The 20,483-nt window shown below is 66.0% G+C and carries 25 protein-coding genes and 1 tRNA gene; 20 read left to right on the top strand and 6 right to left on the bottom strand.

Annotated features, from left to right (window positions below):
• Positions 1-29 precede the first annotated feature (29 nt).
• Entirely contained in the window at positions 30-638 is a 609-nt protein-coding gene (locus ACQUSQ_RS06875) for a protein sorting system archaetidylserine decarboxylase (RefSeq protein ID WP_435067802.1), read from the bottom strand.
• On the bottom strand, positions 638-1,645 hold the full coding sequence (locus tag ACQUSQ_RS06870; protein WP_435067801.1) for an AAA family ATPase: 1,008 nt from the start codon (positions 1,643-1,645) through the stop codon (positions 638-640). Before ACQUSQ_RS06870 ends, ACQUSQ_RS06875 begins: the two co-directional genes overlap by 1 nt.
• Positions 1,646-1,742: 97 nt before the next feature.
• Here ACQUSQ_RS06870 and rnz point away from each other — a divergent pair, with 97 nt between their 5' ends.
• The 9 genes from rnz to thsA all read left to right on the top strand — a co-directional run bounded on the left by rnz (position 1,743) and on the right by thsA (position 10,515).
• Positions 1,743-2,660, top strand: coding sequence for a ribonuclease Z (gene rnz / locus ACQUSQ_RS06865; protein WP_435068228.1), 918 nt, complete (start codon positions 1,743-1,745; stop codon positions 2,658-2,660).
• Positions 2,661-2,694: 34 nt separating this feature from the next.
• On the top strand, positions 2,695-3,060 hold the full coding sequence (locus ACQUSQ_RS06860; RefSeq protein WP_435067800.1) for a hypothetical protein: 366 nt from the start codon (positions 2,695-2,697) through the stop codon (positions 3,058-3,060).
• 46 nt (positions 3,061-3,106) lie between these two features.
• On the top strand, positions 3,107-5,074 hold the full coding sequence (locus tag ACQUSQ_RS06855) for a DUF460 domain-containing protein (protein WP_435067799.1): 1,968 nt from the start codon (positions 3,107-3,109) through the stop codon (positions 5,072-5,074).
• Positions 5,075-5,116: 42 nt separating this feature from the next.
• Complete coding sequence (locus ACQUSQ_RS06850) at positions 5,117-5,698, top strand: DUF2391 domain-containing protein (protein ID WP_435067798.1); 582 nt, start codon at positions 5,117-5,119, stop codon at positions 5,696-5,698.
• Positions 5,699-5,814: 116 nt separating this feature from the next.
• On the top strand, positions 5,815-6,807 hold the full coding sequence (locus tag ACQUSQ_RS06845; protein WP_435067797.1) for a tyrosine--tRNA ligase: 993 nt from the start codon (positions 5,815-5,817) through the stop codon (positions 6,805-6,807).
• Positions 6,808-6,885: 78 nt separating this feature from the next.
• Entirely contained in the window at positions 6,886-7,176 is a 291-nt protein-coding gene (gene eif1A, locus ACQUSQ_RS06840; protein ID WP_435067796.1) for a translation initiation factor eIF-1A, read from the top strand.
• Positions 7,177-7,221: 45 nt separating this feature from the next.
• Positions 7,222-8,085: a serine/threonine-protein kinase Rio1 gene (gene rio1 / locus ACQUSQ_RS06835; protein WP_435067795.1), complete on the top strand. Its 864-nt coding sequence runs from the start codon at positions 7,222-7,224 to the stop codon at positions 8,083-8,085.
• Positions 8,086-8,130: 45 nt separating this feature from the next.
• Entirely contained in the window at positions 8,131-8,673 is a 543-nt protein-coding gene (locus ACQUSQ_RS06830) for a KH domain-containing protein (protein ID WP_435067794.1), read from the top strand.
• Between the two features lie 189 nt (positions 8,674-8,862).
• Positions 8,863-10,515: a thermosome subunit alpha gene (thsA, locus tag ACQUSQ_RS06825; RefSeq protein WP_435068226.1), complete on the top strand. Its 1,653-nt coding sequence runs from the start codon at positions 8,863-8,865 to the stop codon at positions 10,513-10,515.
• Between the two features lie 126 nt (positions 10,516-10,641).
• Here the strand turns inward: thsA and sufS are convergent, their stop codons facing one another.
• Positions 10,642-11,919: a bifunctional cysteine desulfurase/selenocysteine lyase SufS gene (gene sufS / locus ACQUSQ_RS06820; RefSeq protein WP_435067793.1), complete on the bottom strand. Its 1,278-nt coding sequence runs from the start codon at positions 11,917-11,919 to the stop codon at positions 10,642-10,644.
• 102 nt (positions 11,920-12,021) lie between these two features.
• Between sufS and ACQUSQ_RS06815 the strand changes: the two genes are divergently transcribed.
• Positions 12,022-12,693 (top strand): DUF4352 domain-containing protein, encoded by a 672-nt coding sequence (locus ACQUSQ_RS06815; RefSeq protein ID WP_435067792.1) that lies wholly within the window; start codon positions 12,022-12,024, stop codon positions 12,691-12,693.
• On the opposite strand, the gene ACQUSQ_RS06810 is transcribed toward ACQUSQ_RS06815, so the two are convergent.
• Both ACQUSQ_RS06810 and ACQUSQ_RS06805 read right to left on the bottom strand, forming a co-directional pair.
• Complete coding sequence (locus ACQUSQ_RS06810; protein WP_435067791.1) at positions 12,690-12,980, bottom strand: DUF424 domain-containing protein; 291 nt, start codon at positions 12,978-12,980, stop codon at positions 12,690-12,692. The two genes, ACQUSQ_RS06815 and ACQUSQ_RS06810, sit on opposite strands and share 4 nt — an antisense overlap.
• A complete protein-coding gene (locus ACQUSQ_RS06805) occupies positions 12,961-13,719 on the bottom strand; it encodes a tetratricopeptide repeat protein (protein ID WP_435067790.1) in 759 nt (252 codons plus the stop codon). Before ACQUSQ_RS06805 ends, ACQUSQ_RS06810 begins: the two co-directional genes overlap by 20 nt.
• An 85-nt stretch (positions 13,720-13,804) precedes the next feature.
• Between ACQUSQ_RS06805 and thpR the strand changes: the two genes are divergently transcribed.
• Positions 13,805-14,356, top strand: a complete 552-nt coding sequence (gene thpR, locus ACQUSQ_RS06800; RefSeq protein ID WP_435067789.1) for an RNA 2',3'-cyclic phosphodiesterase — start codon at positions 13,805-13,807, stop codon at positions 14,354-14,356.
• On the opposite strand, the gene ACQUSQ_RS06795 is transcribed toward thpR, so the two are convergent.
• A complete protein-coding gene (locus tag ACQUSQ_RS06795) occupies positions 14,353-14,511 on the bottom strand; it encodes a hypothetical protein (protein ID WP_435067788.1) in 159 nt (52 codons plus the stop codon). The genes thpR and ACQUSQ_RS06795 overlap by 4 nt on opposite strands.
• Before the next feature lie 587 nt (positions 14,512-15,098).
• Here ACQUSQ_RS06795 and ACQUSQ_RS06790 point away from each other — a divergent pair.
• The 9 genes from ACQUSQ_RS06790 (at position 15,099) to ACQUSQ_RS06750 (ending at position 20,239) form a co-directional block, all read left to right on the top strand.
• Positions 15,099-16,547 carry a methyl-accepting chemotaxis protein gene (locus ACQUSQ_RS06790; RefSeq protein ID WP_435067787.1) on the top strand — a complete coding sequence of 483 codons (1,449 nt, stop codon included), beginning with the start codon at positions 15,099-15,101 and terminating at the stop codon, positions 16,545-16,547.
• 141 nt (positions 16,548-16,688) lie between these two features.
• Complete coding sequence (locus ACQUSQ_RS06785; RefSeq protein ID WP_121921429.1) at positions 16,689-16,841, top strand: 50S ribosomal protein L39e; 153 nt, start codon at positions 16,689-16,691, stop codon at positions 16,839-16,841.
• A complete protein-coding gene (locus tag ACQUSQ_RS06780; RefSeq protein WP_435067786.1) occupies positions 16,842-17,120 on the top strand; it encodes a 50S ribosomal protein L31e in 279 nt (92 codons plus the stop codon).
• Position 17,121: 1 nt separating this feature from the next.
• Positions 17,122-17,793: a translation initiation factor IF-6 gene (locus ACQUSQ_RS06775; protein WP_435067785.1), complete on the top strand. Its 672-nt coding sequence runs from the start codon at positions 17,122-17,124 to the stop codon at positions 17,791-17,793.
• A gap of 36 nt (positions 17,794-17,829) precedes the next feature.
• Entirely contained in the window at positions 17,830-18,006 is a 177-nt protein-coding gene (gene rpl18a / locus ACQUSQ_RS06770) for a 50S ribosomal protein L18Ae (RefSeq protein WP_435067784.1), read from the top strand.
• The gene (pfdA, locus tag ACQUSQ_RS06765; RefSeq protein ID WP_435068224.1) at positions 18,006-18,458 is read left to right on the top strand and encodes a prefoldin subunit alpha; all 453 of its coding nucleotides are present in this window, start codon (positions 18,006-18,008) and stop codon (positions 18,456-18,458) included. Before rpl18a ends, pfdA begins: the two co-directional genes overlap by 1 nt.
• A gap of 6 nt (positions 18,459-18,464) precedes the next feature.
• Complete coding sequence (gene ftsY, locus ACQUSQ_RS06760) at positions 18,465-19,550, top strand: signal recognition particle-docking protein FtsY (RefSeq protein ID WP_435067783.1); 1,086 nt, start codon at positions 18,465-18,467, stop codon at positions 19,548-19,550.
• 38 nt (positions 19,551-19,588) lie between these two features.
• Complete coding sequence (locus ACQUSQ_RS06755; RefSeq protein ID WP_435067782.1) at positions 19,589-20,110, top strand: hypothetical protein; 522 nt, start codon at positions 19,589-19,591, stop codon at positions 20,108-20,110.
• Positions 20,111-20,165: 55 nt separating this feature from the next.
• Positions 20,166-20,239 (top strand) — tRNA-Phe (locus ACQUSQ_RS06750).
• Positions 20,240-20,483 lie beyond the last annotated feature (244 nt).

Raw genomic sequence — 20,483 nt, 5'->3', positions numbered from 1 at the left:
AAATACGGGTCTGTGACGCTCGCACCTGCTCAGCGCGCCGATTCCGACGAGTCGAGAGCGACGACTGTCTCGCCCGCCCTGACACGTTCGCCCTTCTCGACGAGGACGTCCTCCCGGTCGTACGCCGGCGGGAGGAGGACGTCCGCCCGGCTTCCGAAGGCGATGTGGCCGATTCGGTCGCCTCGCTCGATTGCGTCGCCGTCGGTCAGATACGGGTAGATGCGCCGGGCGAACCAGCCGGCTATCATCGACACGTCGTGGGTGTCGAGCGCGACGTCGACTCGCTCGTTGCGCTCGGACTCCTTCGTGAACGCAGGGCGGTGCGCCCCGGGACGGTGGGTGACCGACTCGACGCGGCCTGCAAGCGGCGCCCGGAGGACGTGGACGTCCGTGACGTTCATGAACACGCCGACGCGGATTCGGTTCTCCTCCTCGCGGACGACGGAGACGCGTCCGTCGGCGGGCGAGACGACGCCCGTCGGCGGCGGCGTCCGGTCGGGGTCACGGAAGAAATAGAGGACGCCGAGGCCGAGCGCGAGTGCGCCTGCCCCGAGCGGCGGCGAGAGGATGGCGAGGGGAATCGCCGCGACCAGCGGCGGGAGCGCGAACCGACGAGTTCCGGGGGCGAACGCCGGCATCAGGCCTCCACGCGCTGGCCCCACGCCGTCAGGAGGTGGGTGAGGTGGAGTCGGTCGTCCGTTCCCGTCACGAGGTCGTGGTCGATGTCGCCCGCGAGGTGATGGAGGCGGGCGAGCGTCTCGCCGTCGTAGCGCTTGTGTGCCGCATCGAGCAGGTCGACGAGCAGCGACTGGCCGTCGTACCCCTCGTCGTCGAGCAGGGTGCCGACCGTTTTGCGGGCGTCGGTCATCTCGCCCGCCTCCGCGGCCTCCCAGACGGCGGCGAGTTCGTCGTCGTGCCCCACGTCTTTGAGCGTCTCGTGGACCGTCGTCATCGTCACTTCCTCGGCTTCCATCGCCGTCGTCTGCGCGCCGAGAATCGCCTTCCGCAGGTCGCCATCGGCGTAGCCGGCGACGAACTCCAACCCGTCGTCGTCGTAGTCGACGCCCTCGGCGTCGAGAATCCCGTCGAGTACGTCCTCGATTTCGTCGGCGGTCGGCGCCCGGACGGGCACCGGGAAACACCGCGAGCGGATGGGGGCGATGAGCGTCGAGGGCTGGCGCGTGACGAGGACGAACTGCGTCGTCCGGTGGTGTTGCTCCATCACCCGCCGGAGCGCCTGCTGGAAGTCCTCGCGAATCGCCTCGGCGTTGTCGAGGACGATGGTCTTGTAGTCGCCGGAGACGGGCGCGTAACTCGCCGACTCCTTCAGCACGCGATTTATCATGTCTCGCTTTGCCATCCGCGAGCGCCCGGTGAGAAACTGCTCGAACCGGGGGTCTTCGCGAATCTCCTTTTTCGTCCGGTCGAAGAAGTCCGCGACGTTGAGTTCGACGAGGTCGTTCTCGTCGTCGTGAGCCGCCTCGGCGAGCGCCCGGACTGCGGCGGTCTTGCCCGACCCCGGCGGCCCCTGCACGACGAGGTTCATCGGCTCGTCGACCGCTCGCTGGAGGCGGTCCCGGACCGACGCCTGCGGGAGGTCCCCGAGCGACGGGGCGTGTGTGTCAGTCCACAGCGGCGCGTCCATTGCCGTGTCGTAGTCGGCCGTCGGGTACAAACCTTGCTGTCTCGGTCGCACAATCGACACGGGTTTATCGCCCCCGGCCGGACCCTGTGGTATGTCGATGCGCGTGACGTTTCTCGGCACCAGCGGGGCCATCCCGACGACCCAGCGAGCGCCGAGTGCCGTCCTCGTGAACCGCGAGGGCGAGCGTCTCCTGTTCGACTGCGGCGAGGGGACACAGCGGCAGATGATGCGCTTCGGGACCGGCTTCGACGTCTCTCACATCTTCGTCACGCATCTCCACGGCGACCACATCCTCGGCCTGCCGGGCCTGATTCAGTCGCTCGATTTCAACGACCGAACCGACGCGCTGGCGATTCACGTCCCGCCGAACGCCCGCGAGGAGATTCGGGAGCTGGTCCACGCCGGCGGCCACCAGCCCGGCTACCCGATTCGCATCCACGAGGTGTCGCCGGGGTCGGTGGCCTACGCGGGCGACGACTTCGAGGTGCGGACCGTCGAAACCGACCACCGCACCCGCTCGATGGGCTTCGCGCTCGTCGAGGACGACCGGCCCGGCCGCTTCGACCGGGAACACGCCGAGGAACTCGGCGTCCCCGTCGGGCCGAAGTTCGGCCGCCTCCACGAGGGCGAGTCGGTCGAACTCGACGACGGGCGGGTCGTCCACCCCGAACAGGTGGTTGGCGACCCCCGGCCCGGTCGTCAGGTGGTCTACACCGGCGACACCCGCCCCGTCGACGCGGTGGTCGACGCCGCTGACGACGCCGACCTCTTGATTCACGACGCGACGTTCGCGGACGACGAGCGCGAACGGGCGGGCCAGACGGGGCACTCGACCGCTCGCGAGGCGGCCGAGGTGGCCGACCGGGCCGGCGTCGACCGACTCGCGCTCACCCACATCTCCTCGCGCTACGCCGCGGACTGGAAGCGTCTCGAACGCGAGGCGCGCGAGGTGTTCGACGGCGAGTGTTTCGTGGCGAGCGACGGCCAGACCCTCGATATCCCGTTGCCCGAATGAGAAGGCACAACTGGCTGGCGACGCCTCATCCGGCGTGAGCTATCGACCCGCCCAGTGCAACATCGGCCGGCGGCAACGCTACTGGCGCGCGGCACTCGCCTGTGTCTCCTTCCTCGTCGCCGTCGGCATCGTCGTCGCCTACGCCGTCGGTGCGCTCCCCGGACTCCTGCTCATCGGCGTCTTCGCGCCGCTCGCGCTCGCCTTCGAGTTCGGGATTCAGGCGTACGAGTCGTTCTGCGTCACGCTCGCGCTCCTCGGGAAGTACGATTTTGCGGACGAGAGCGGCCGGGTGACCGACCCGACGAACCGCCGCGACGACCGGCGCTACGCCCTCCGCATCAGCGCCGTGAGCGTCGCCCTCGCGGCCCTTCTCACCGTCGCGCTCGTCGCTTTCCTCTGACCCCCCGCGCCGTGGAGTATTTATTTCGCGACCTCCAATTTCGTGTGTGAACGCCCGGACGAGTGCGCTCGACGCGCTGGTGTTCGGTATCGACATCCAGAGCGGTGACGTCCGCGGTGACGCCCCCTCCTATGCCGTCGTCGCCTACGACGGCGAGAACTTCGACCGAGACGTGGTGTCGTTCCGAAAGCTCCGCCGTCTCATCGAGCGCGAGGAGCCGGCCATTCTCGCGACGGACAACGTCTACGAACTCGCCACCGACCGCGACGACTTGGTACGATTCCTGCGGTGGCTCCCCGACGGCACCCGCTTGGTTCAGGTGACGGGCGCGGAGCGCCCCGAACCCCTCTCGCGGGTCGCCTCCCGGCACGGCGTGCCCTACGGCAAGAAGCCGATGAAGGAGGCGGAGGCGGCGGCCCGCCTCGCGGCGGCGAACGTCGGCCACGAAGTGACGGCTTTCACCGACACCACGACGGTGAAGGTGTCGCGGGGGCGCTCGACGGGCAAGGGTGGCTGGAGTCAGGACCGCTACACGCGGCGCATCCACGGCAACGTCAAGAGCCGCGCCCGCGACGTCGAGTCGGCGCTCGACGACGCGAATCTGGAGTACGAGCAGGATGTGACCGAGAAATACGGCGGCTACGCCAACGCCGTCTTCACCGTCGAGGCGGCGCCCGAGGACCTCCCGGTGTCGCGGGAGCGCTCCGGCGACACCCGCATCGAAATCGAGCGCGAGCGCCGCGACGGCATCGAGTTCGAGCCGCTGGTGAAGCGCCGTGACCGCGTCATCGTCGGCATCGACCCCGGCACCACCACCGCCGCGGCCGTCGTCTCGCTCGACGGCGAAGTGCTCGACGTCTACTCGACGCGGACGGCCGACACCGCCGGCGTCATCGAGTGGTTGGTCGAGCGGGGTCGACCGGTCGTCGTCGCCGCCGACGTCGACCCCATGCCCGAGACGGTCGAGAAGTTCCGGCGGAGCTTCGACGCCGACGGCTGGGCGCCCGACTCGGACCTCCCCGTCGACGAGAAACTCCATCGCACCCGCGAGCACACGTACGACAACGACCACCAGCGAGACGCCCTCGCGGCGGCGCTGTTCGCCTTCGACACCTACGAAGACCAGTTCGCCCGCATCACGCAGAAGGTACCGCCGCAGTTCGACCGCGGCGAGGTCATCGACCGCGTCGTCACCGGCGACGCGTCCGTCGAGGCCGTCCTCCGCGACCTGACGAGCGACGACGAGAGCGAGGAGGAGGAGTCCACTCACGAACCGCGCGAGCTTTCGCCCGAGGAGCGTCGCATCAAGCGCCTCGAACGACAGGTCGAGCGCCTCGAATCGCAGGTCGACGACCTCGAATCGACGGTGCAGGCGAAAGACGAGCGCATCGCGGAGTTCGAGGAGGAACTCTCCGAGGCGCGGCGCGAGGAGCGACGCGAGGCCCGCGAGCGCCGCGAGGTCAACCGCCTCGAACGCGAGACGGAGCGACTCGAACGAGAACTCGAGACGGAGCGGGACCGAGCCGACGAACTCGAATCGAAGCTAGAGCGGCTGAAGACGCTGTGGAAACTCGACCACTCCAACTTCAGCGACGTCTCCGAGGGGCGTGACCTCGTCCCGGTGAAGGTCATCGAGCAGTTCACGCGAGACGCCATCGACGACGCCGCGGCGGCCTACGGACTCGCCGCTGGCGACGTGGTGTATCTCCGTGACGCGAGCGGCGCCGGCCGCTCTACCGCCGAGCGCCTCGCCGACACGGCGCCGCGTATCGTCCTCCGCGACGGCAACCTCTCCGACGTCGCCGACGAGGTGCTGTTCGACCACGACATCCCCGTCGCGCCCGCGTCGGACGTGACCGTTCAGGAGGTGGACGAACTCGCCGTCGCCCGCGAGAGCGAGGTTGTCGCGGCCATCGACGACTGGGAGCGCCGGGCGGACGAGCGCTCCCGCGAGCAGAAATCGGAGATGGTCGACCAGATTATCAGCGAGCACCGCGCCGAGAGCGGCGACTGACCGCCCCCCACGGCTTTGAGCCTCGGGTTCGACGGTCGGCGTATGAGCGATGTCGAGGTGAACGTGGACGAGGAGGAGGACGACGCCGACATGGGCGACCTGTTCGACGAACTGCAGGAACTCGAAGATATCGTCGAGGACGAGGACGCCCGCGAGCAGGTTCGGGAGACGATGCGCGTCGCGATGCTCGCGAGTGCGGCGGCGAGTCCGTTCGGCCGCGTGATTCGCGGCTTCGACCGGGGTGACCTCGCCGAGGCGTTGCTGGGAAGCCTGCTGTTCGGCATCCCGATGGCCGTCGAGGGTGGCACGCAGGAGGTTGGCACTTTTCTCGCGCCCCGCCCGCTCTTTCTCGGGGGCACGTTCGCGTTCACCGTGGTACTCTCTATCGGCATCATCTACGTCGCCGACATTCAGGACGTTCGCGTCCACCGCCCTATCCTCGGGATTTTCCCCCGTCGGCTGGTCGCCATCCTCAGCGTCTCCGCGCTGATGTCGGCCCTGCTCCTGACGGCGTGGGGTCGCGTCGACTGGGCGTCGCCGATGCTCGCGCTCGCGAACGTCGTCGTCGCGTTCGTCCCCATGAGCATCGGTGCGGCGCTGGGCGACCTGCTGCCCGGGTCGTGAGACTGTCGGCCGTAAGTCAGCGGCGGCGGTCGGCAGCCGGCGTGCCGACCCCGCCGCGCAGTTACAGCCAACAGCCCAAGCAGAAGCCATATTTTCCCGCCCCCGCGGTATAGTGTATGGACGTCTACGAGCGAATCACCCGGAACGCGACCGAGGTGGTGACGGAGGCGGAGGGACGTGAGTTGGCCGACGACCCCGAGGGCAAACGGGCGTACGTCGGCTACGAGCCGTCGGGCGTGCTCCACATCGGCCACATGCTCACCGCGACGAAACTCATCGACCTCCAAGCGGCCGGCTTCGAGGTGACCGTGTTGCTCGCGGACGTCCACGCCTATCTCAACGACAAGGGCACCTTCGAAGAGATTCGCGAGACGGCCGAGCGCATGAAGGCCCAGTTTCTCGCCTACGGGCTGGACGAGGAGCGCACGGAGTTCGTCTACGGCTCCGACTTCCAGTTCGATCGCGAGTACGTCCTCGACCTGCACGCACTCGAACTCGAAACGTCGATTTCGCGAGCCGAGCGGGCGATGTCCGAAATCAAAAGCGGCGATACGGTGACCGTCTCGCAGGCCGTCTACCCACTGATGCAGGCGCTCGACATCGTCTATCTCGACATCGACCTCGCAATCGGCGGGCTAGAACAGCGGAAGGTTCACATGCTGGCCCGCGACACCCTGCCGAAAATCGGCGAGGACGCGCCCACCTGCCTGCACACGCCCCTGATTGCCGACCTCGACTCCGGCGTCGGGAAGATGTCCGCGAGCGAGGGCGTCTCCCTCTCGATGGAGGACTCGCCCGAAGACATCGAGGAGAAGGTGAACGCCGCGTACTGCCCGCCGACCCGCGACCCGGACCCCGACGACGACGGCAACGAGCGGGAGAATCCGGTGCTTCAAATCTTCGAGTACCACGTCTTCCCCCGCTTCGAGACGGTGGTCGTCGAGCGCCCCGAGCAGTACGGCGGGAATCTGGAGTACGACGACTACGAGTCGCTGGCGGCCGATTTGGAGTCGGGCGAGTTGCATCCGGCAGACGCCAAGGGTGCGCTGGCGACGTATCTCGACGAACTCATCGCGCCCGGTCGCGCGAAACTGCAGGAGAGCGCGTAGACGGGTCGAGGCGGCGTGTGGGGGCAGGCCTCGCGACGCCTCGCAGAAGTTAAACCACGCGCTCACAAACCATCGCCCATGAGCGAGAACGAGAACGGCGGGCGCACGGACCTGCGGATGCCCGACGACGACGAGGTGTTCGCCGTCGTGACGGATATGCTCGGTGCGAACCGGGTACAGGTACGCTGTGCGGACGGCAAAGAGCGCACCGCTCGCATCCCCGGCCGGATGCAAAAGCGCATCTGGATTCGCGAGGACGACGTGGTACTGGTCGAACCGTGGGATTGGCAGGACGAGAAAGCCGACATCTCGTGGCGTTACGAGAAGTCGGAGGCAGACCAGTTGCGACGCGAAGGCCACATCGAGTAACCCGATACCCACCCTTTTCCCTCTCGCTTGCGTACGTGCGCGTAGATGACAGAGGAGTACGGCCTGCTCAATCCGGAGGAAGGCGAGGGCGAGGACTTCGGCGACGAGTGGGAGGAAATCGACGTCTCCGACACCGAAGCCGACAGAATCGCCCGAAAGCGGGACCGCAAATTCGCCGAGTTCCGTGACCGCCTGAAAGACGCCGACCAGTTCAAAGTCGAGCAGTCGGTGTTCGACGACGCCACCTTCGCGGCCATCTACAAACTGGTACAGGACGGCTACATCGACGCGTTCGGTGGCCCGATTTCGACGGGGAAGGAGGCGAACGTCTACGAAGCGCTGGGCGCGGAGGACCGCGACGTGGCGGTGAAAATCTACCGCATCAACGCCTCGAACTTCCAGCACATGCGGGAGTATCTCGAAGGCGACCCGCGCTTCGAGGGCATCGGGTCGGACAAGAAGCAGGTGGTCCTCGCGTGGACGAAAAAGGAGTTCGCCAACCTGCGCCGGGCACGGAAAGCGGGTGTCCGGGTGCCGGAACCCATCGCTGTCGAGCGAAACGTCCTCGTGATGGAACTCGTCGGGTTGGTCGAGGACCGGGCCCGTCGGCTGGCCGAAGTGTCGGTCGAGAACCCCGAGACAGCGTTCGAAGTGGTCCGGGAGTATATGCGTCGTCTGTACAGCGCCGGACTGGTCCACGGCGACCTCTCGGAGTACAACCTGATTATTCACGACGGCGAACTGGTCGTCATCGACATGGGGCAGGCGGCGACGGTCCACCATCCGAACGCCGACGACTTCCTCGACCGGGACTGTCGCAACGTTGCGAGTTTCTTCACGCGACAGGGGGTCGACGTCGACCCGGACGACCTTCGCGAGTTCGTGACCGCAGTCGACGCAGAGCCGTAATCCGCGAGCGAGAACCCTTAAATCGCTCCGACCGATAGGTTGGATATGCAGCACGTGAAGGTTCCGCAGGACCGTCTCGGCGTCCTCATCGGCGAAGGTGGCGAGACGATGCGCGAGATTGAGCGACGCGCCGAGGTCCGCCTCGATATCGACTCCGAGAGCGGGAGCGTCGCCATCGACAGCGTCGGTGACCCGGTCACCGGCATGGTCGCGCCCGATATCGTGCGCGCCATCGGCCGCGGGTTCCGCCCCGACGCAGCGCTCTCCCTGCTCGACGACGAGATGCGAATGTTCGACCTTATCGACATCGACGACGCGACGCGAAACAAGAACGACCTCCAGCGGAAGAAGGGACGGCTCATCGGTGAGGATGGCCGGACGCGCGAACTGATGGAGGAACTGTCGGGCGCCGACGTGGTCATCTACGGCACGACCCTCGGCGTCATCGGCCAGCCGGAGGAGGTACAGGCCGTCCGCCGGGCCGCCGAGATGTTGCTCGACGGCGCGCCCCACGGCGCAGTCTATGGCTACCTCGAACGCAAACACAACGAACTCACGAGCGGCGCCGACCTCCAGCCGTCGAACTGAGTTTTTCCTCTCTCTTCGGGCCGTGGTACCGAGTAACGTAACGATAACCCCCCGTTCGCGATTCGTCCCCTGATTTCGCTAATCGCATGACTGCGTGAGGGTGTCGCACACGGATGTTCGTAAGGTTTTTATAGAATCACAATCAATCAATGAGTGATTATGTCTCAGCGAATGCAGCAGGGTCAGCCGATGATTATTCTCGGCGAGGACTCCCAGCGAACGCAGGGCAAAGACGCCCAGACGATGAACATCACGGCCGGCAAGGCCGTGGCAGAGTCCGTACGGACCACACTCGGTCCGAAGGGGATGGACAAGATGCTCGTCGACTCCGGCGGGAGCGTCGTCGTCACGAACGACGGCGTCACTATCCTGAAGGAGATGGACATCGACCACCCCGCGGCGAACATGATTGTCGAGGTGTCCGAGACGCAGGAGGACGAGGTTGGCGACGGCACCACGACGGCAGTCGTCGTTGCGGGCGAACTCCTCGACGAGGCAGAGGAGCTCATCGACCAAGACATTCACCCGACCACGCTGGCTCAGGGGTACCGCAGCGCCGCTGAGAAGGCAAAGGAGATTCTCGAAGCGAACGCCATCGACGTCTCGCCGGACGACCGAGAGACGCTCGTCAAAATCGCGTCCACCGCGATGACGGGCAAGGGCGCCGAGAACGCGAAGGATACGCTCGCCGACCTGCTCGTCGACGCCGTGCTCGCCGTGCGCGACGACGACGGTGTCGACACCGACAACATCTCCATCGAGAAGGTCGTCGGCGGCGCCATCGACAACTCCGAACTCATCGAGGGCGTCATCGTCGACAAGACGCGCGTCAGCGATAGCATGCCCTACGCTGTCGAGGACGCCGACATCGCGCTCATCGACGGCGCACTCGAAGTCAAGGAGACCGAAATCGACGCCGAGGTCAACGTCACCGACCCCGACCAGCTCCAGCAGTTCCTCGACCAAGAGGAGAAGCAGCTGCGAGAGATGGTCGACCACCTCAAAGACGTCGGCGCCGACGTCGTCTTCGTCGGTAGCGGCATCGACGACATGGCCCAGCACTATCTGGCCCAGGAGGGCATCCTCGCCGTCCGCCGCGCGAAGGACAGCGACCTCTCCAGTCTCGCCCGCTCCACCGGCGGCACGGTCGTCGGCTCCGTCGACGACCTGACCGAGGACGACCTCGGCTTCGCCGGCTCCGTTGCACAGAAAGACATCGGCGGCGACGAGCGCATCTTCGTCGAGGACGTCTCCGAAGCCAAGTCCGTGACGCTCGTCCTCCGCGGTGGGACCGAACACGTCGTGGACGAAGTCGAGCGCGCAGTCGACGACTCCCTCGGCGTCGTTCGAACGACTCTCGAGGACGGCAAGGTCCTGCCCGGCGGCGGCGCCCCCGAGGCAGAACTCGCACTCGGTCTGCGAGACTACGCCGACGACGTCGACGGCCGCGAGGCCCTCGCCGTCGAAGCCTTCGCCGAGGCCGTGGACGTCATTCCGCGCACCCTCGCCGAGAACGCCGGTCTCGACCCCATCGACTCGCTGGTCGAACTCCGCGCGAGCCACAGCGAGGGTAACCTCTCGGCTGGTCTCGACGCCTACACCGGCGACGTGGTCGACATGGAGGAGGAAGGCGTCGTTGAGCCCCTCCGAGTCAAGACCCAAGCCATCGAGAGCGCCACCGAGGCCGCTGTCATGATTCTCCGCATCGACGACGTCATCGCGGCCGGCGACCTCAAGGGCGGCGGCAGCGACGACGACGGCGACGAAGGCGGCCCCGCCGGCGGCATGGGCGGCGGCATGGGCGGCATGGGCGGCATGGGTGGCATGGGCGGCGCGATGTAAACTAGGCGCGCACCCACCACACCACCGACTCCCGTATCGCCTGCGATCGACTTTCTTTATCGACACCAATCCCCGAGCGACAGCGCTAGCGCTCGCCGTCGGAATAACTGAAAAGCGGCGGACCGATTACGCGAACAGGTCGCGCGCGTCGCTGATGGCGTCGATGAGGGCGTCGACTTCCTCACGCGTGTTGTAGATGTAGAAGGAGGCACGCGCGGAGGCGGGGATGCCGAGTTTGTCGTGCAGGGGTTGCGTGCAGTGGTCGCCGGCCCGGATGGCGACGCCGTGTTCGTTGACGATGCTGGAGAGGTCGTGGGCGTGGACGCCGTCGACGTTGAAGGCGACGAGGCCGCCCCGGTCGTCGCCGGGCGGGCCGTAGATGCTGATACCGTCGAACTCCGTCAGGCGGTCGTAGGCGTACGACGCCAGCAGTTCCTCGTGGTCCCGGACGTTCTCCATGCCGATATCGTCGACGTACTCGACGGCTTTGGCGAAGGCGATGCCCTGCGCGATGGAGGGGGTGCCGGCCTCGAACTTCCACGGCAGATCCTCCCACGTCGAATCCTCGTAGGTGACGCGGCGAATCATGTCGCCGCCGTAGAGATACGGCTCCATCTCGTCGAGAATCGCCTCCTTGCCGTAGAGGGCGCCGATACCCGTCGGGCCACACATCTTGTGCGCCGAGAAGGCGAAGAAATCCGCGTCGATGGCTTTCACGTCGACCGGATGCGTCGGCGCGGACTGCGCCCCGTCGACGAAGATATAGGCGTCGTGGTCGTGGGCGAGGTCGGCGAGGTCGGCCACGGGATTGACCGTTCCCAGCGTGTTCGAGACGTGGACGACCGACACCAGTTTCGTCGAGTCGTCTATCAGGTCGGCCGCGTGGTCCATGTCGAGATACCCGTCGTCGTCGACGCGGATGTAGCGCACCTCGGCGCCGGTCTTTTTGGCAATCTGTTGCCATGTCACCAGCGACGCGTGATGCTCCATCTCGCTCAGGACGACGGAGTCGCCGGGACCGAGTTCGTTCAGTCCCCACGCGTAGGCGACGAGGTTCTCGCTCTCGGTGGTGTTTTTCGTGAAGACGAGTTCCTCGCGGCCGTCGGCGCCGATGAAGTCGGCGACGGTGTCGTGGGCCTCCTCGTAGGCCACCGACGCCTCCTGACTCAACTGGTGGATGCCGCGGTGGACGTTGGCGTTGTAGCCGCGGTAGTACTCGCTGATGGCGTCGACCACTTGGTCCGGCGTGTGACTCGTCGCGGCGTTGTCCAGATAGCACAGCGGCGTGTCGTCGTCCGGTCCTTCACCGGGCGTCTCCGGGTCACCCCCAACCTTTCGGTTCAGGATGGGGAAGTCGTCCCGGATGGCCTCCACGTCGATTGGATACGATTCCCGTGCTTCCATTGCTCGCGGCTACGGCCTGAAGGAATAACACCCCTTCGGTGTCTCACCCGTCAACGATCCACTCTCGGCAACTTATTTACACTGTCTCGGCGTTGATGTCGTATGGAACGACGACACCTACTGACGGGGTGTGGCACCGTGCTCGCCGGGCTTCTCGCCGGCTGTGGTGGCGGTGGGGGCGCCGACTCCACAGCGACAGCGACTGACGCGGCGACGGCAACCGCAACGGAAACGGCGACTGCGACGGCAACCGAAACCGAAGCGCCGACCGAAACGGCAACCGCGACGGCGACGCCCGGGCCCGACGGGCCGACTCACGACGTCGACGACTCCTTCACCGTCGGCACCGGTCAGGAAGCAATCGGCTACCGAATCACCAACCTGTTCCGGACCCCGCGCATCGGCGGCGAGGCGAACTTCTCGGAGGCCGACGGCACCTTCCTGATTGTCGTCTTGGATTTCTCGAACCCGCAGGACGAGTCCATCTCGTTCCCGAACACCAACTTCTTCGCGTGGAACGAGAACCAGCGCCGCTATCTCGACGACGAGGCGACGCCGAAAATCACCGAGGACGACCGCATCGACGTCGAATCCATCGCGACGGCGACGGTGCTCGCCGGCAACACGAAAACCGGGGCGGTGCTGTTCGACCTCGACCCCGAGCAGTCGTACTGGCTCCGGGTCCAGCCGACGGGCGATGATGGCGAGACGCATTACGTTCGCATCGGCACGATTTCGGAGATAGAAGAGCTACAGGGCTCGATTACCAGTTAGAGCCAGAGCAACTGGGCGTGAAGCGCCCCGTCGAGGTCGAGGACGTTCTCCTCGTCGACCAGTCCCGCCTCGATGGCGACGGTCACGCACTGCTCGCCGACGAGGTTGGCGACCGACGCTCGTGTGAGCGAGTCGACGACGGCGTCGGCGTCGCGCTTTTCGCCGCCGTAGAACTCCTCCGTCACCGTCAGCGACACGTCGCCGTCGCCGTAGGTTTCGCCGAGACACTCCTCGTCGCAGACGGCGACGAGAAGTCCCTCCGGGGTGTCACGCTCGCGGACCAGCATCCGCGTCTCCGTGCTCCTCGATGAGTTCGCGCTCGGCTTCCTCGCGCAGTTCTTCGGCCTGTTCCTGCACCTGTTCGGCTTCTTCCTCCTTGCCGGCTTCCTCCAGCGCCCGGGCTTTCTCCTCCAGTACCTCGGCGTTCCCCATTCCGAGGCGGATGGCGTTGTCGAAGCAGTCGACGGCTTCCTCGTTGAGGCCGCGCTCGGCGAGGAAGAAGCCACGGTTGTACCACGCCTGTGCGAAGCGCGGGTCGACCTCGACTGCTTGCTCGGCGTGGTCGAGTGCCGCCTCGGTCCGGCCCCACTCCCAGAGCGCGTACGCGAGGTTCGTGTGTGCCGACGCGGCGTGTTCGGTGTCGTCACCGATTGCCAGCGCCTCTTCGTAGGCGCCGACGGCCTCGTCGTACTCCTCGAGTTGGGCGTGTGCGGCGCCCTTGTTGACCCACGCCTCCTGCTCGATGGCGTCGGTGCTCGCGAACTGGGCCGCGCGCTCGAAGGTCTCTGTCGCCTCTTCGAAGCGGTTGATGCCCATGTAGGAGAGGCCGACGTCGACGAGTTCTTCGGCGTCGACTTGGTCGCTCCCGACGTTGCGCTCGTCGAGTAGGTCGGTCAACACTCGCGAGTCGACGGGGTCGACCTCCGACGGGTCGACCGAGAGTTCGGGCGGGTCGAGCGAGAACTCCTCGTAGTCCTCGTCGAATCCCTGCCCCTCGGAGAATCGGTGAGGGCGTTCGTCGTCCATAGGGACAACTTCGGCGTCGGACCGGTTAAGCCCTGCGTCACCGCTACACCCCAGACTTAGGGGCACACGCCGACTCACGTCATCCATGCGCCTGTTCGTCAGCGTCGACCTCGACGGCCTCGCCGACGGCGTCGCCGACGCGCAAGCTCGCCTCCCCGACACCGACAGTCTCCGCTTCGTCGACCCGGCCGACGCCCACGTCACGCTCAAGTTCCTCGGCGAGGTCGACCCCGACCGCCTCGACTCGGTGCAGGCGGCCCTCGCCACCGCCGTGACCGACGCCGACGTCGACCCCTTCACGATGACCGTCGGCGGCTTCGGCGTCTTCCCCTCACCCGACTACATCAGCGTGGTCTGGGCGGGGGTTCGCGAGGGCGGCCCCGAACTCGCCCGCCTCCACGAGGCCGTCGAACGCGAACTGACCGCACTCGGCTTCGACCCCGCCGACCACGACTTCACGCCACACGTCACTCTCGCGCGAATGAACGATGCCCGCGGGAAAGACGCCGTCCAGCGGGTCGTCCGCGAAGTCGACCCGACGGTCGGACGGCTCGACGTCTCGGAGGTCAGACTCACCGAGAGCACGCTCACCGACGAGGGTCCGACCTACCGAACCGTGGCGCGCGTGCCGCTCTAGAGCGCGAGGTAGACGCCCGCCGCGAGGACGACACCCACCACGCAACCGACGACGAGTGGTCCGACACCTGTCGGGTCCGGGCTGACGACGAAGCCGATTGGGAGACCGAGAACCAGCCCCGTCGCGGCCGCGATACCGGCTTTCAGGCGGTTCACGGCGGCTCCTTCTGTCGACTGTCGTATGAACGTACTGACTTCGCGCGTTCTCGTTGTTCTGTATAGCGATATGCGATATATAGCGGGTCGTTGGCGGGGTTCTCCCCCGACCGCCGCAGTCGGCGGTGAAGCTAGCCGGATGGAAAGGGGCGACTCGTCACGGGGGGCTGTGCCGCCCGAGGGAGGAAGGCGGCCGTTCACATCGGCTCTAGGGCCTCGCTCATCCTCGATTCCGGTGCGCCGGGGCTTTCGGGAGCATCCACACCCCGGACACTACTCCTCTACGGCTGTCGGGGCCAACACACGGCTTCGACGCCGCTCCGATGCCGCAGATATCGACCCATATCGAGCCGATAAACTTTATATCGCGATATCGAATACAGATAGGATGACCTTACGGTACCGCGACACTCGTCGCTCGACCCGTTTCAAAATACGCGCTCCGTGCAATGATGACGACCATATCCGTCAGAATAGCAAATAAAGGCTGAATAATTGATTGAGTTACAATTTCACGCCCGCTTTCGAATATCACCTGTGATTCTGGGGGCGTGCCGCTTAATATCTCCTCATCGGCAGTGAGAGTAATGACAGAGCGAAACGCCGAGAGCGCTCACGAAGCGGATGCACGACCGGACGGCGGTGTCATGGCGCGCGAACAGAGGGTATCGTCTGCCGGGGGCATCCAGCCCGACGCCGAGGCGATGGACGAGCGGGAACGGCTCCGATACGAGCGGGATTTCTGGCAGGGGCTGTTCGAACAAGTGATTGAGAACTACCCCGAAACTGGGTTCGTCGTCGACGAGTCCGGGACGGTGTCGTATTTCAACTCGGAAGCGGAGGATGGGCTGGGATTCGACAGGGAAGATGTTCTCGGGAAACAGACCCACGAGGCGTTCCCGATATCGGCGGAAGACGAAACGTTCGCAGAGACTGTCGCCCGCGAGGGGACCAGCCGACGCGAAGAGAACTACCGACGCATTCCGACCACGGACGGCGAGCGGTGGGTGCGTTCGAGCGGCGTCCCGCTCAGGAACCCAGATGGCGACGTCATCGGCGGGTTCGAGACGACGTCGGACGTCACCGGGCTCGTTACCCAGCAACAGACGATTACTGACGCGCAGTCGCAGGTGTCCGACGAAGTCGCCGCGCTCGCTACGGAGGCCGTGGAGACGACGGACCGCGTCAGAGACGCTATCGACGCCGCGGATTCCCTCGCCGACGAGCAGGTCGACAACATGGAGGAAGTGGCGAGCGAAGTCGGCGAACTCTCGGCGACAATCGAGGAGATAGCCGCGTCGGCGAAAGAAATCAACGAGCGGGCGCAGACGGCCGAAGAACTCGCAATCGAGAGCACGGAGTCCGGGACGGACGTCATCGACCGAATGGAGGACGTCGCCGAGAGTAGCGACGACGTGGCCGAGCGGACGCATACGCTCGCCGAACAGGTCGCCAAAATCGACGATATCGTCGAGGTCATCAACGACATCGCGGACCAGACGAACATCCTCGCACTCAACGCGAACATCGAGGCGGCGCGTGCCGGCGAGGCCGGGAGCGGATTCACCGTCGTCGCGAACGAGGTCAAGAGTCTCGCCGAGGAGGTGCAGGCCGAGTCCGAACGCATCGAGGACATCATCCGTCAAACCCGCGAGGAGGCCGACGAAACCATCGAAAGCATCGAATCGGTGACGACGGAGATTCACGAGAGCACCGGCGCAATCCGGACGCTGGTCGACAATCAGGAACGGATTGTCGACGTCGTGAACGAGACGTCGTCCGGGATGAAAGACATCGTCGAGGCCACGGACGACCAAGCGGTACGGACCGAAGAGGTGGCGAGCATCATCGAATCCGCCACCGACCGAGCCAAACAGGTCTCCGACGAAATCGAGACGGTCGACGAGGCGAACGCGACCCAGTCCCAACTCGTCACCGATATCGAAGCCGCCATCGAAGACCTCGAAGCGACCGTCGAACAGATAGAGACGACCGGAACGGAGGACTCCGTCGTCATCGAGCGAGACGACGCGTGATGGGTGACTTCCGACGCCAACGTTGCTCACCGCGTCTCGAATCGCCGCTCTGAACGCCGGTCGCACCGACTGCGTACCCGACCGCCCCGGCATCGCCGAACAAACAAGATTTTATGCGACGGTCGGGTAGTGAGGGGCACTATGGGTAAGAAATCGAAGGCGAAGAAGAAGCGCCTCGCCAAACTGGAGCGACAGAACAGCCGCGTTCCCGCGTGGGTCATGCTCAAGACGGACCGACAGGTGACGCGAAACCCCAAGCGGCGCAACTGGCGCCGAAACGACACGGACGAATAAATGAGCGCCAACGACTTCGAGGAGCGCGTCGTCACCGTGCCGCTCCGCGACGCCAAGGCGGCGCCGTCGAACAAGCGCGCCGACCGCGCCATGACGCTCGTCCGCGAGCACCTCGCGAAGCACTTCAAGGTCGACGAGGACGACGTCCGACTCGACACCGACATCAACGAGGCCGTCTGGGAGCAGGGCCGGAGCAACCCGCCGAGCAAGCTCCGCGTCCGCGCCGCGCGCTTCGTCGAGGACGGGGAACCGATAGTCGAAGCCGAAATCGCAGACTAACGTGTTACGCGCCTCCTTCGCCGGTTCGTCCTACGTCGGGGTGTTCGCCCGGGCGACCAACGACTACCTGCTCGCCCGTTCCGACGCCGACGACGACACCGTCGCCGACATCGCGGCGGAACTCGACGTCGAGCCAGTGACGACGACGGTCGGTGGCTCCGGCACCGTCGGCGCCCTCGCCGTCGGCAACGAGCACGGGATTCTCGTCTCCGGCCGCGCGACCGACCGCGAGATGGACGCCATCGAGGAGGCGACGGGACTGTCCGTGACTCCGCTTCCCGGCCGCATCAACGCCGCCGGCAACGTGGTTCTCGCGAACGACTACGGCGCGTACGTCCACCCGGACCTCAAGCGCGAGGCGATTCAGGCCATCAAGTCGGCGCTCGACGTCCCCGTCGAGCGCGGTGACCTCGCCGACGTGCGCACCGTCGGTACCGCCGCCGTCGCGACCAACGAGGGCGTGCTCTGTCACCCCAAGTCACGGGAGCCGGAACTGGAGGCAATCGAGGACGTCCTCGACGTGCCCGCCGACATCGGCACCGTCAACTACGGCGCGCCGCTCGTCGGGTCCGGCCTCATCGCCAACGATTCGGGGTACATCGTCGGGACGGACACCACCGGTCCGGAGCTCGGACGCATCGAGCAGACGCTCGGCTATCTCGACCCGCAGTAGGAAGATACTTCCCGCTTCCTCTCGACCTTTCAGTACATGAGTCAGTTCGCCGTCAGCGGGCGCTTTCAGGACCGAACCGGACACCGTAGCTTCGAGAAGGCAATCGATGCCCCCAACGAGAACGTCGCGCGAGAGCGAACGCTCTCGCAGCTCGGGAGCGAGCACGGCCTCAAACGCACCCAAATCGAGATTAGCGAGGTGAGCGCAGCATGATGGGTGGCGGTCAGCAGCAACTTCAGCAGCTCTCGCAGGAGCTCGAGGCCATCGACGAGGAAATCGAGGAGCTGGAAGCCGAGATTCAGGACTACCGCGACGAGCAGAGCGAAATCGACGAGGCCATCGAGGCCATCGAGACGCTCGACAGCGGGGCGACCGTGCAGGTGCCGCTCGGCGGCGGCGCCTACCTCCGCGCGGAGATTCAGGACATCGACGAAATCATCGTCGACCTCGGCGGCGGCTACGCGGCCGAGCAGGACCAAGGCGACGCCGTCGACGCCCTCGAACGCAAGCAGGACCTCCTCGACGACCGTATCGACGAGGTTCAGGACGAGATTTCCGACCTCGAAGCCGAGAGCGAGGAAATCGAACAGCAGGCCCAGCAGATGCAACAGCAGATGCAGCAACAGCAGATGCAGCAGATGCAGCAACAGCAGGACGACGAATAGCGGGCGATGTTCGACGGACTGAAAGACAAACTGGACAGCTTCCGGAGCGACGTCGAGGAGAGCGCGGAGGACGACGCCGAGACCGAGGTCGACGCCGAATCCGAAGTCGACGCCGAAGCGGAGACGCCGGCCGAGGCTGAATCCGAGACGGAGGCCGACGCCGAATCCGAATCGGCGACCGAGTCCGACACCGACGAGTCGGGCGACAGCCCCAGCCGACTGCAACGCGCCAAGGCCTTCGCCACCGGCAAGGTCGTCCTCGAAGAGGAGGACCTCGAAGAGCCGCTCTGGAACCTCGAAATGGCGTTGCTCGAGAGCGACGTCGAGATGGGCGTCGCCGAGGAGATTCTCGAAAACGTCCGCTCGAACCTAGTCGGCGAGACCAAGTCCCAGATGGCGAGTACGGGTGACCTCGTTCAGGACGCGCTTCGGGACGCGCTCGTCGACGTCATCAGCGTCGGCCAGTTCGACTTCGAAGCGCGCATCGCCGAGGCCGACAAGCCGGTGACTATCGTCTTCACCGGCGTCAACGGCGTCGGCAAGACGACGACTATCGCGAAGATGGCGCGCTATCTCGAAGAGCAGGGCTATTCGTCCGTCCTCGCCAACGGTGACACCTACCGCGCGGGCGCCAACGAGCAGATACGCGAACACGCCGAGGCGCTCGGCAAGCGACTGATTGCTCACGAACAGGGCGGCGACCCCGCCGCCGTCATCTACGACGGCGTCGAATACGCCGAGGCCAACGACATCGACGTCGTCCTCGGCGACACCGCCGGTCGTCTCCACACGTCGAGCGACCTGATGGCGCAGTTGGAGAAAATCGACCGCGTGGTCGACCCCGACCTCACGCTCTTCGTGGACGAGGCCGTCGCCGGGCAGGACGCCGTCGAACGCGCCAAGCAGTTCGACGACGCCGCCGAAATCGACGGCGCGGTGTTGACGAAGGCAGACGCCGATTCACAGGGCGGTGCGGCCATCTCCGTCGCCCACGTGACCGGCAAGCCCGTCCTCTTTCTCGGCACCGGACAGACGTACTCGGACCTCGAACGGTTCGACCCCGAGGCGCTCGTCGCCGACCTCGTCGACTAGGCGACACGCCTACCCCGTCGCGTCCGATATCACTCCCCATGAGCACGATTCTCGGCCTCTCCGTCGCCGGCGGTGTCGCCCTCGCCGGTGACCGAGTCGTCACGAGCGGCGGTCACGTCCGCGGGACCCGCACCCACGTCTTCGACTTCGACACGCTCGGTGTCGCCGCCGTCGGCGACGACGTCGACGGCTTCGTCGACCGACTGGAGAACGAGATTCGCTCGTACCGGACCGAACGCGGCCCGGTTCGAATCATCCCGTTTGCTCGGATGGCGAGCGACCTCGCCGCCGAGTTCGACGTCTCGGCGCTCGTCGCCGCGCCCGACGAGTCCGGCGACCCCTGCCTCCGCTCCGTCGCCGCCGATGGCAGCGTCACGGACGACGCGGTGGCGGCGTTCGGAAGCGGGACCTCACTCGCCCTCGGCGCACTCGAAGCGGGGCACGACCCCGACGCGACGCTCGATGCTGCGGTGACACTCGCCCGCGACGCCCTCGCGAGCGCCGCCGAACGCGACCCCGGAACGGGCGACGACGTCGACGTCTATCGGCTCTCGGCGTGACGCCGTCGCCGTGTTCCGAAATCCTTTTGCCTTCGATTCTCCTCCTCGCAAGTGCGCCGCCTTAGCTCAGACTGGGAGAGCACTCGACTGAAGATCGAGCTGTCCCCCGTTCAAATCGGGGAGGCGGCATATTCTGAATCCGCGAGCGTAGCGAGCGGATGAAGAAACGAGGCCGAGCCGATTTGAGCCAGCGAGACGACCGGAGGGAGTCTCGCGTTGTTCAAATCGGGGAGGCGGCATTTTCCCACTTTTTACTTCGTCGGGCTTCCTCGCGAGCCGTCGGCTCGCTGCGGGAGCCACTCCTCGTAAAAACTTGGGGAAAAACGTCCTGCTGGCTCACTGCGTTCGCCAGCAGTGAAACCGCGCCTCGCTC

It is taken from the genome of Haloplanus sp. C73 (assembly GCF_051195115.1).
In the GTDB taxonomy this organism is placed as follows: Archaea; Halobacteriota; Halobacteria; order Halobacteriales; family Haloferacaceae; genus Haloplanus.
The sequence above is the reverse complement of the archived record's forward strand: the minus strand, read 5'-3'. Positions and strand labels throughout refer to the sequence as shown.

What these genes read in the sequence shown, in the direction of transcription:
- ACQUSQ_RS06875 (WP_435067802.1), bottom strand. Translation starts at nt 638, where the DNA reads ATGCCGGCGTTCGCCCCCGGAACTCGTCGGTTCGCGCTCCCGCCGCTG.
- ACQUSQ_RS06870 (WP_435067801.1), bottom strand. Translation starts at nt 1,645, where the DNA reads ATGGACGCGCCGCTGTGGACTGACACACACGCCCCGTCGCTCGGGGAC.
- rnz (WP_435068228.1), top strand. Translation starts at nt 1,743, where the DNA reads ATGCGCGTGACGTTTCTCGGCACCAGCGGGGCCATCCCGACGACCCAG.
- ACQUSQ_RS06850 (WP_435067798.1), top strand. Translation starts at nt 5,117, where the DNA reads ATGAGCGATGTCGAGGTGAACGTGGACGAGGAGGAGGACGACGCCGAC.
- ACQUSQ_RS06845 (WP_435067797.1), top strand. Translation starts at nt 5,815, where the DNA reads ATGGACGTCTACGAGCGAATCACCCGGAACGCGACCGAGGTGGTGACG.
- eif1A (WP_435067796.1), top strand. Translation starts at nt 6,886, where the DNA reads ATGAGCGAGAACGAGAACGGCGGGCGCACGGACCTGCGGATGCCCGAC.
- rio1 (WP_435067795.1), top strand. Translation starts at nt 7,222, where the DNA reads ATGACAGAGGAGTACGGCCTGCTCAATCCGGAGGAAGGCGAGGGCGAG.
- ACQUSQ_RS06830 (WP_435067794.1), top strand. Translation starts at nt 8,131, where the DNA reads ATGCAGCACGTGAAGGTTCCGCAGGACCGTCTCGGCGTCCTCATCGGC.
- thsA (WP_435068226.1), top strand. Translation starts at nt 8,863, where the DNA reads ATGATTATTCTCGGCGAGGACTCCCAGCGAACGCAGGGCAAAGACGCC.
- sufS (WP_435067793.1), bottom strand. Translation starts at nt 11,919, where the DNA reads ATGGAAGCACGGGAATCGTATCCAATCGACGTGGAGGCCATCCGGGAC.
- ACQUSQ_RS06815 (WP_435067792.1), top strand. Translation starts at nt 12,022, where the DNA reads ATGGAACGACGACACCTACTGACGGGGTGTGGCACCGTGCTCGCCGGG.
- ACQUSQ_RS06810 (WP_435067791.1), bottom strand. Translation starts at nt 12,980, where the DNA reads ATGCTGGTCCGCGAGCGTGACACCCCGGAGGGACTTCTCGTCGCCGTC.
- ACQUSQ_RS06805 (WP_435067790.1), bottom strand. Translation starts at nt 13,719, where the DNA reads ATGGACGACGAACGCCCTCACCGATTCTCCGAGGGGCAGGGATTCGAC.
- thpR (WP_435067789.1), top strand. Translation starts at nt 13,805, where the DNA reads ATGCGCCTGTTCGTCAGCGTCGACCTCGACGGCCTCGCCGACGGCGTC.
- ACQUSQ_RS06790 (WP_435067787.1), top strand. Translation starts at nt 15,099, where the DNA reads ATGACAGAGCGAAACGCCGAGAGCGCTCACGAAGCGGATGCACGACCG.
- ACQUSQ_RS06785 (WP_121921429.1), top strand. Translation starts at nt 16,689, where the DNA reads ATGGGTAAGAAATCGAAGGCGAAGAAGAAGCGCCTCGCCAAACTGGAG.
- ACQUSQ_RS06780 (WP_435067786.1), top strand. Translation starts at nt 16,842, where the DNA reads ATGAGCGCCAACGACTTCGAGGAGCGCGTCGTCACCGTGCCGCTCCGC.
- rpl18a (WP_435067784.1), top strand. Translation starts at nt 17,830, where the DNA reads ATGAGTCAGTTCGCCGTCAGCGGGCGCTTTCAGGACCGAACCGGACAC.
- pfdA (WP_435068224.1), top strand. Translation starts at nt 18,006, where the DNA reads ATGGGTGGCGGTCAGCAGCAACTTCAGCAGCTCTCGCAGGAGCTCGAG.
- ftsY (WP_435067783.1), top strand. Translation starts at nt 18,465, where the DNA reads ATGTTCGACGGACTGAAAGACAAACTGGACAGCTTCCGGAGCGACGTC.
- ACQUSQ_RS06755 (WP_435067782.1), top strand. Translation starts at nt 19,589, where the DNA reads ATGAGCACGATTCTCGGCCTCTCCGTCGCCGGCGGTGTCGCCCTCGCC.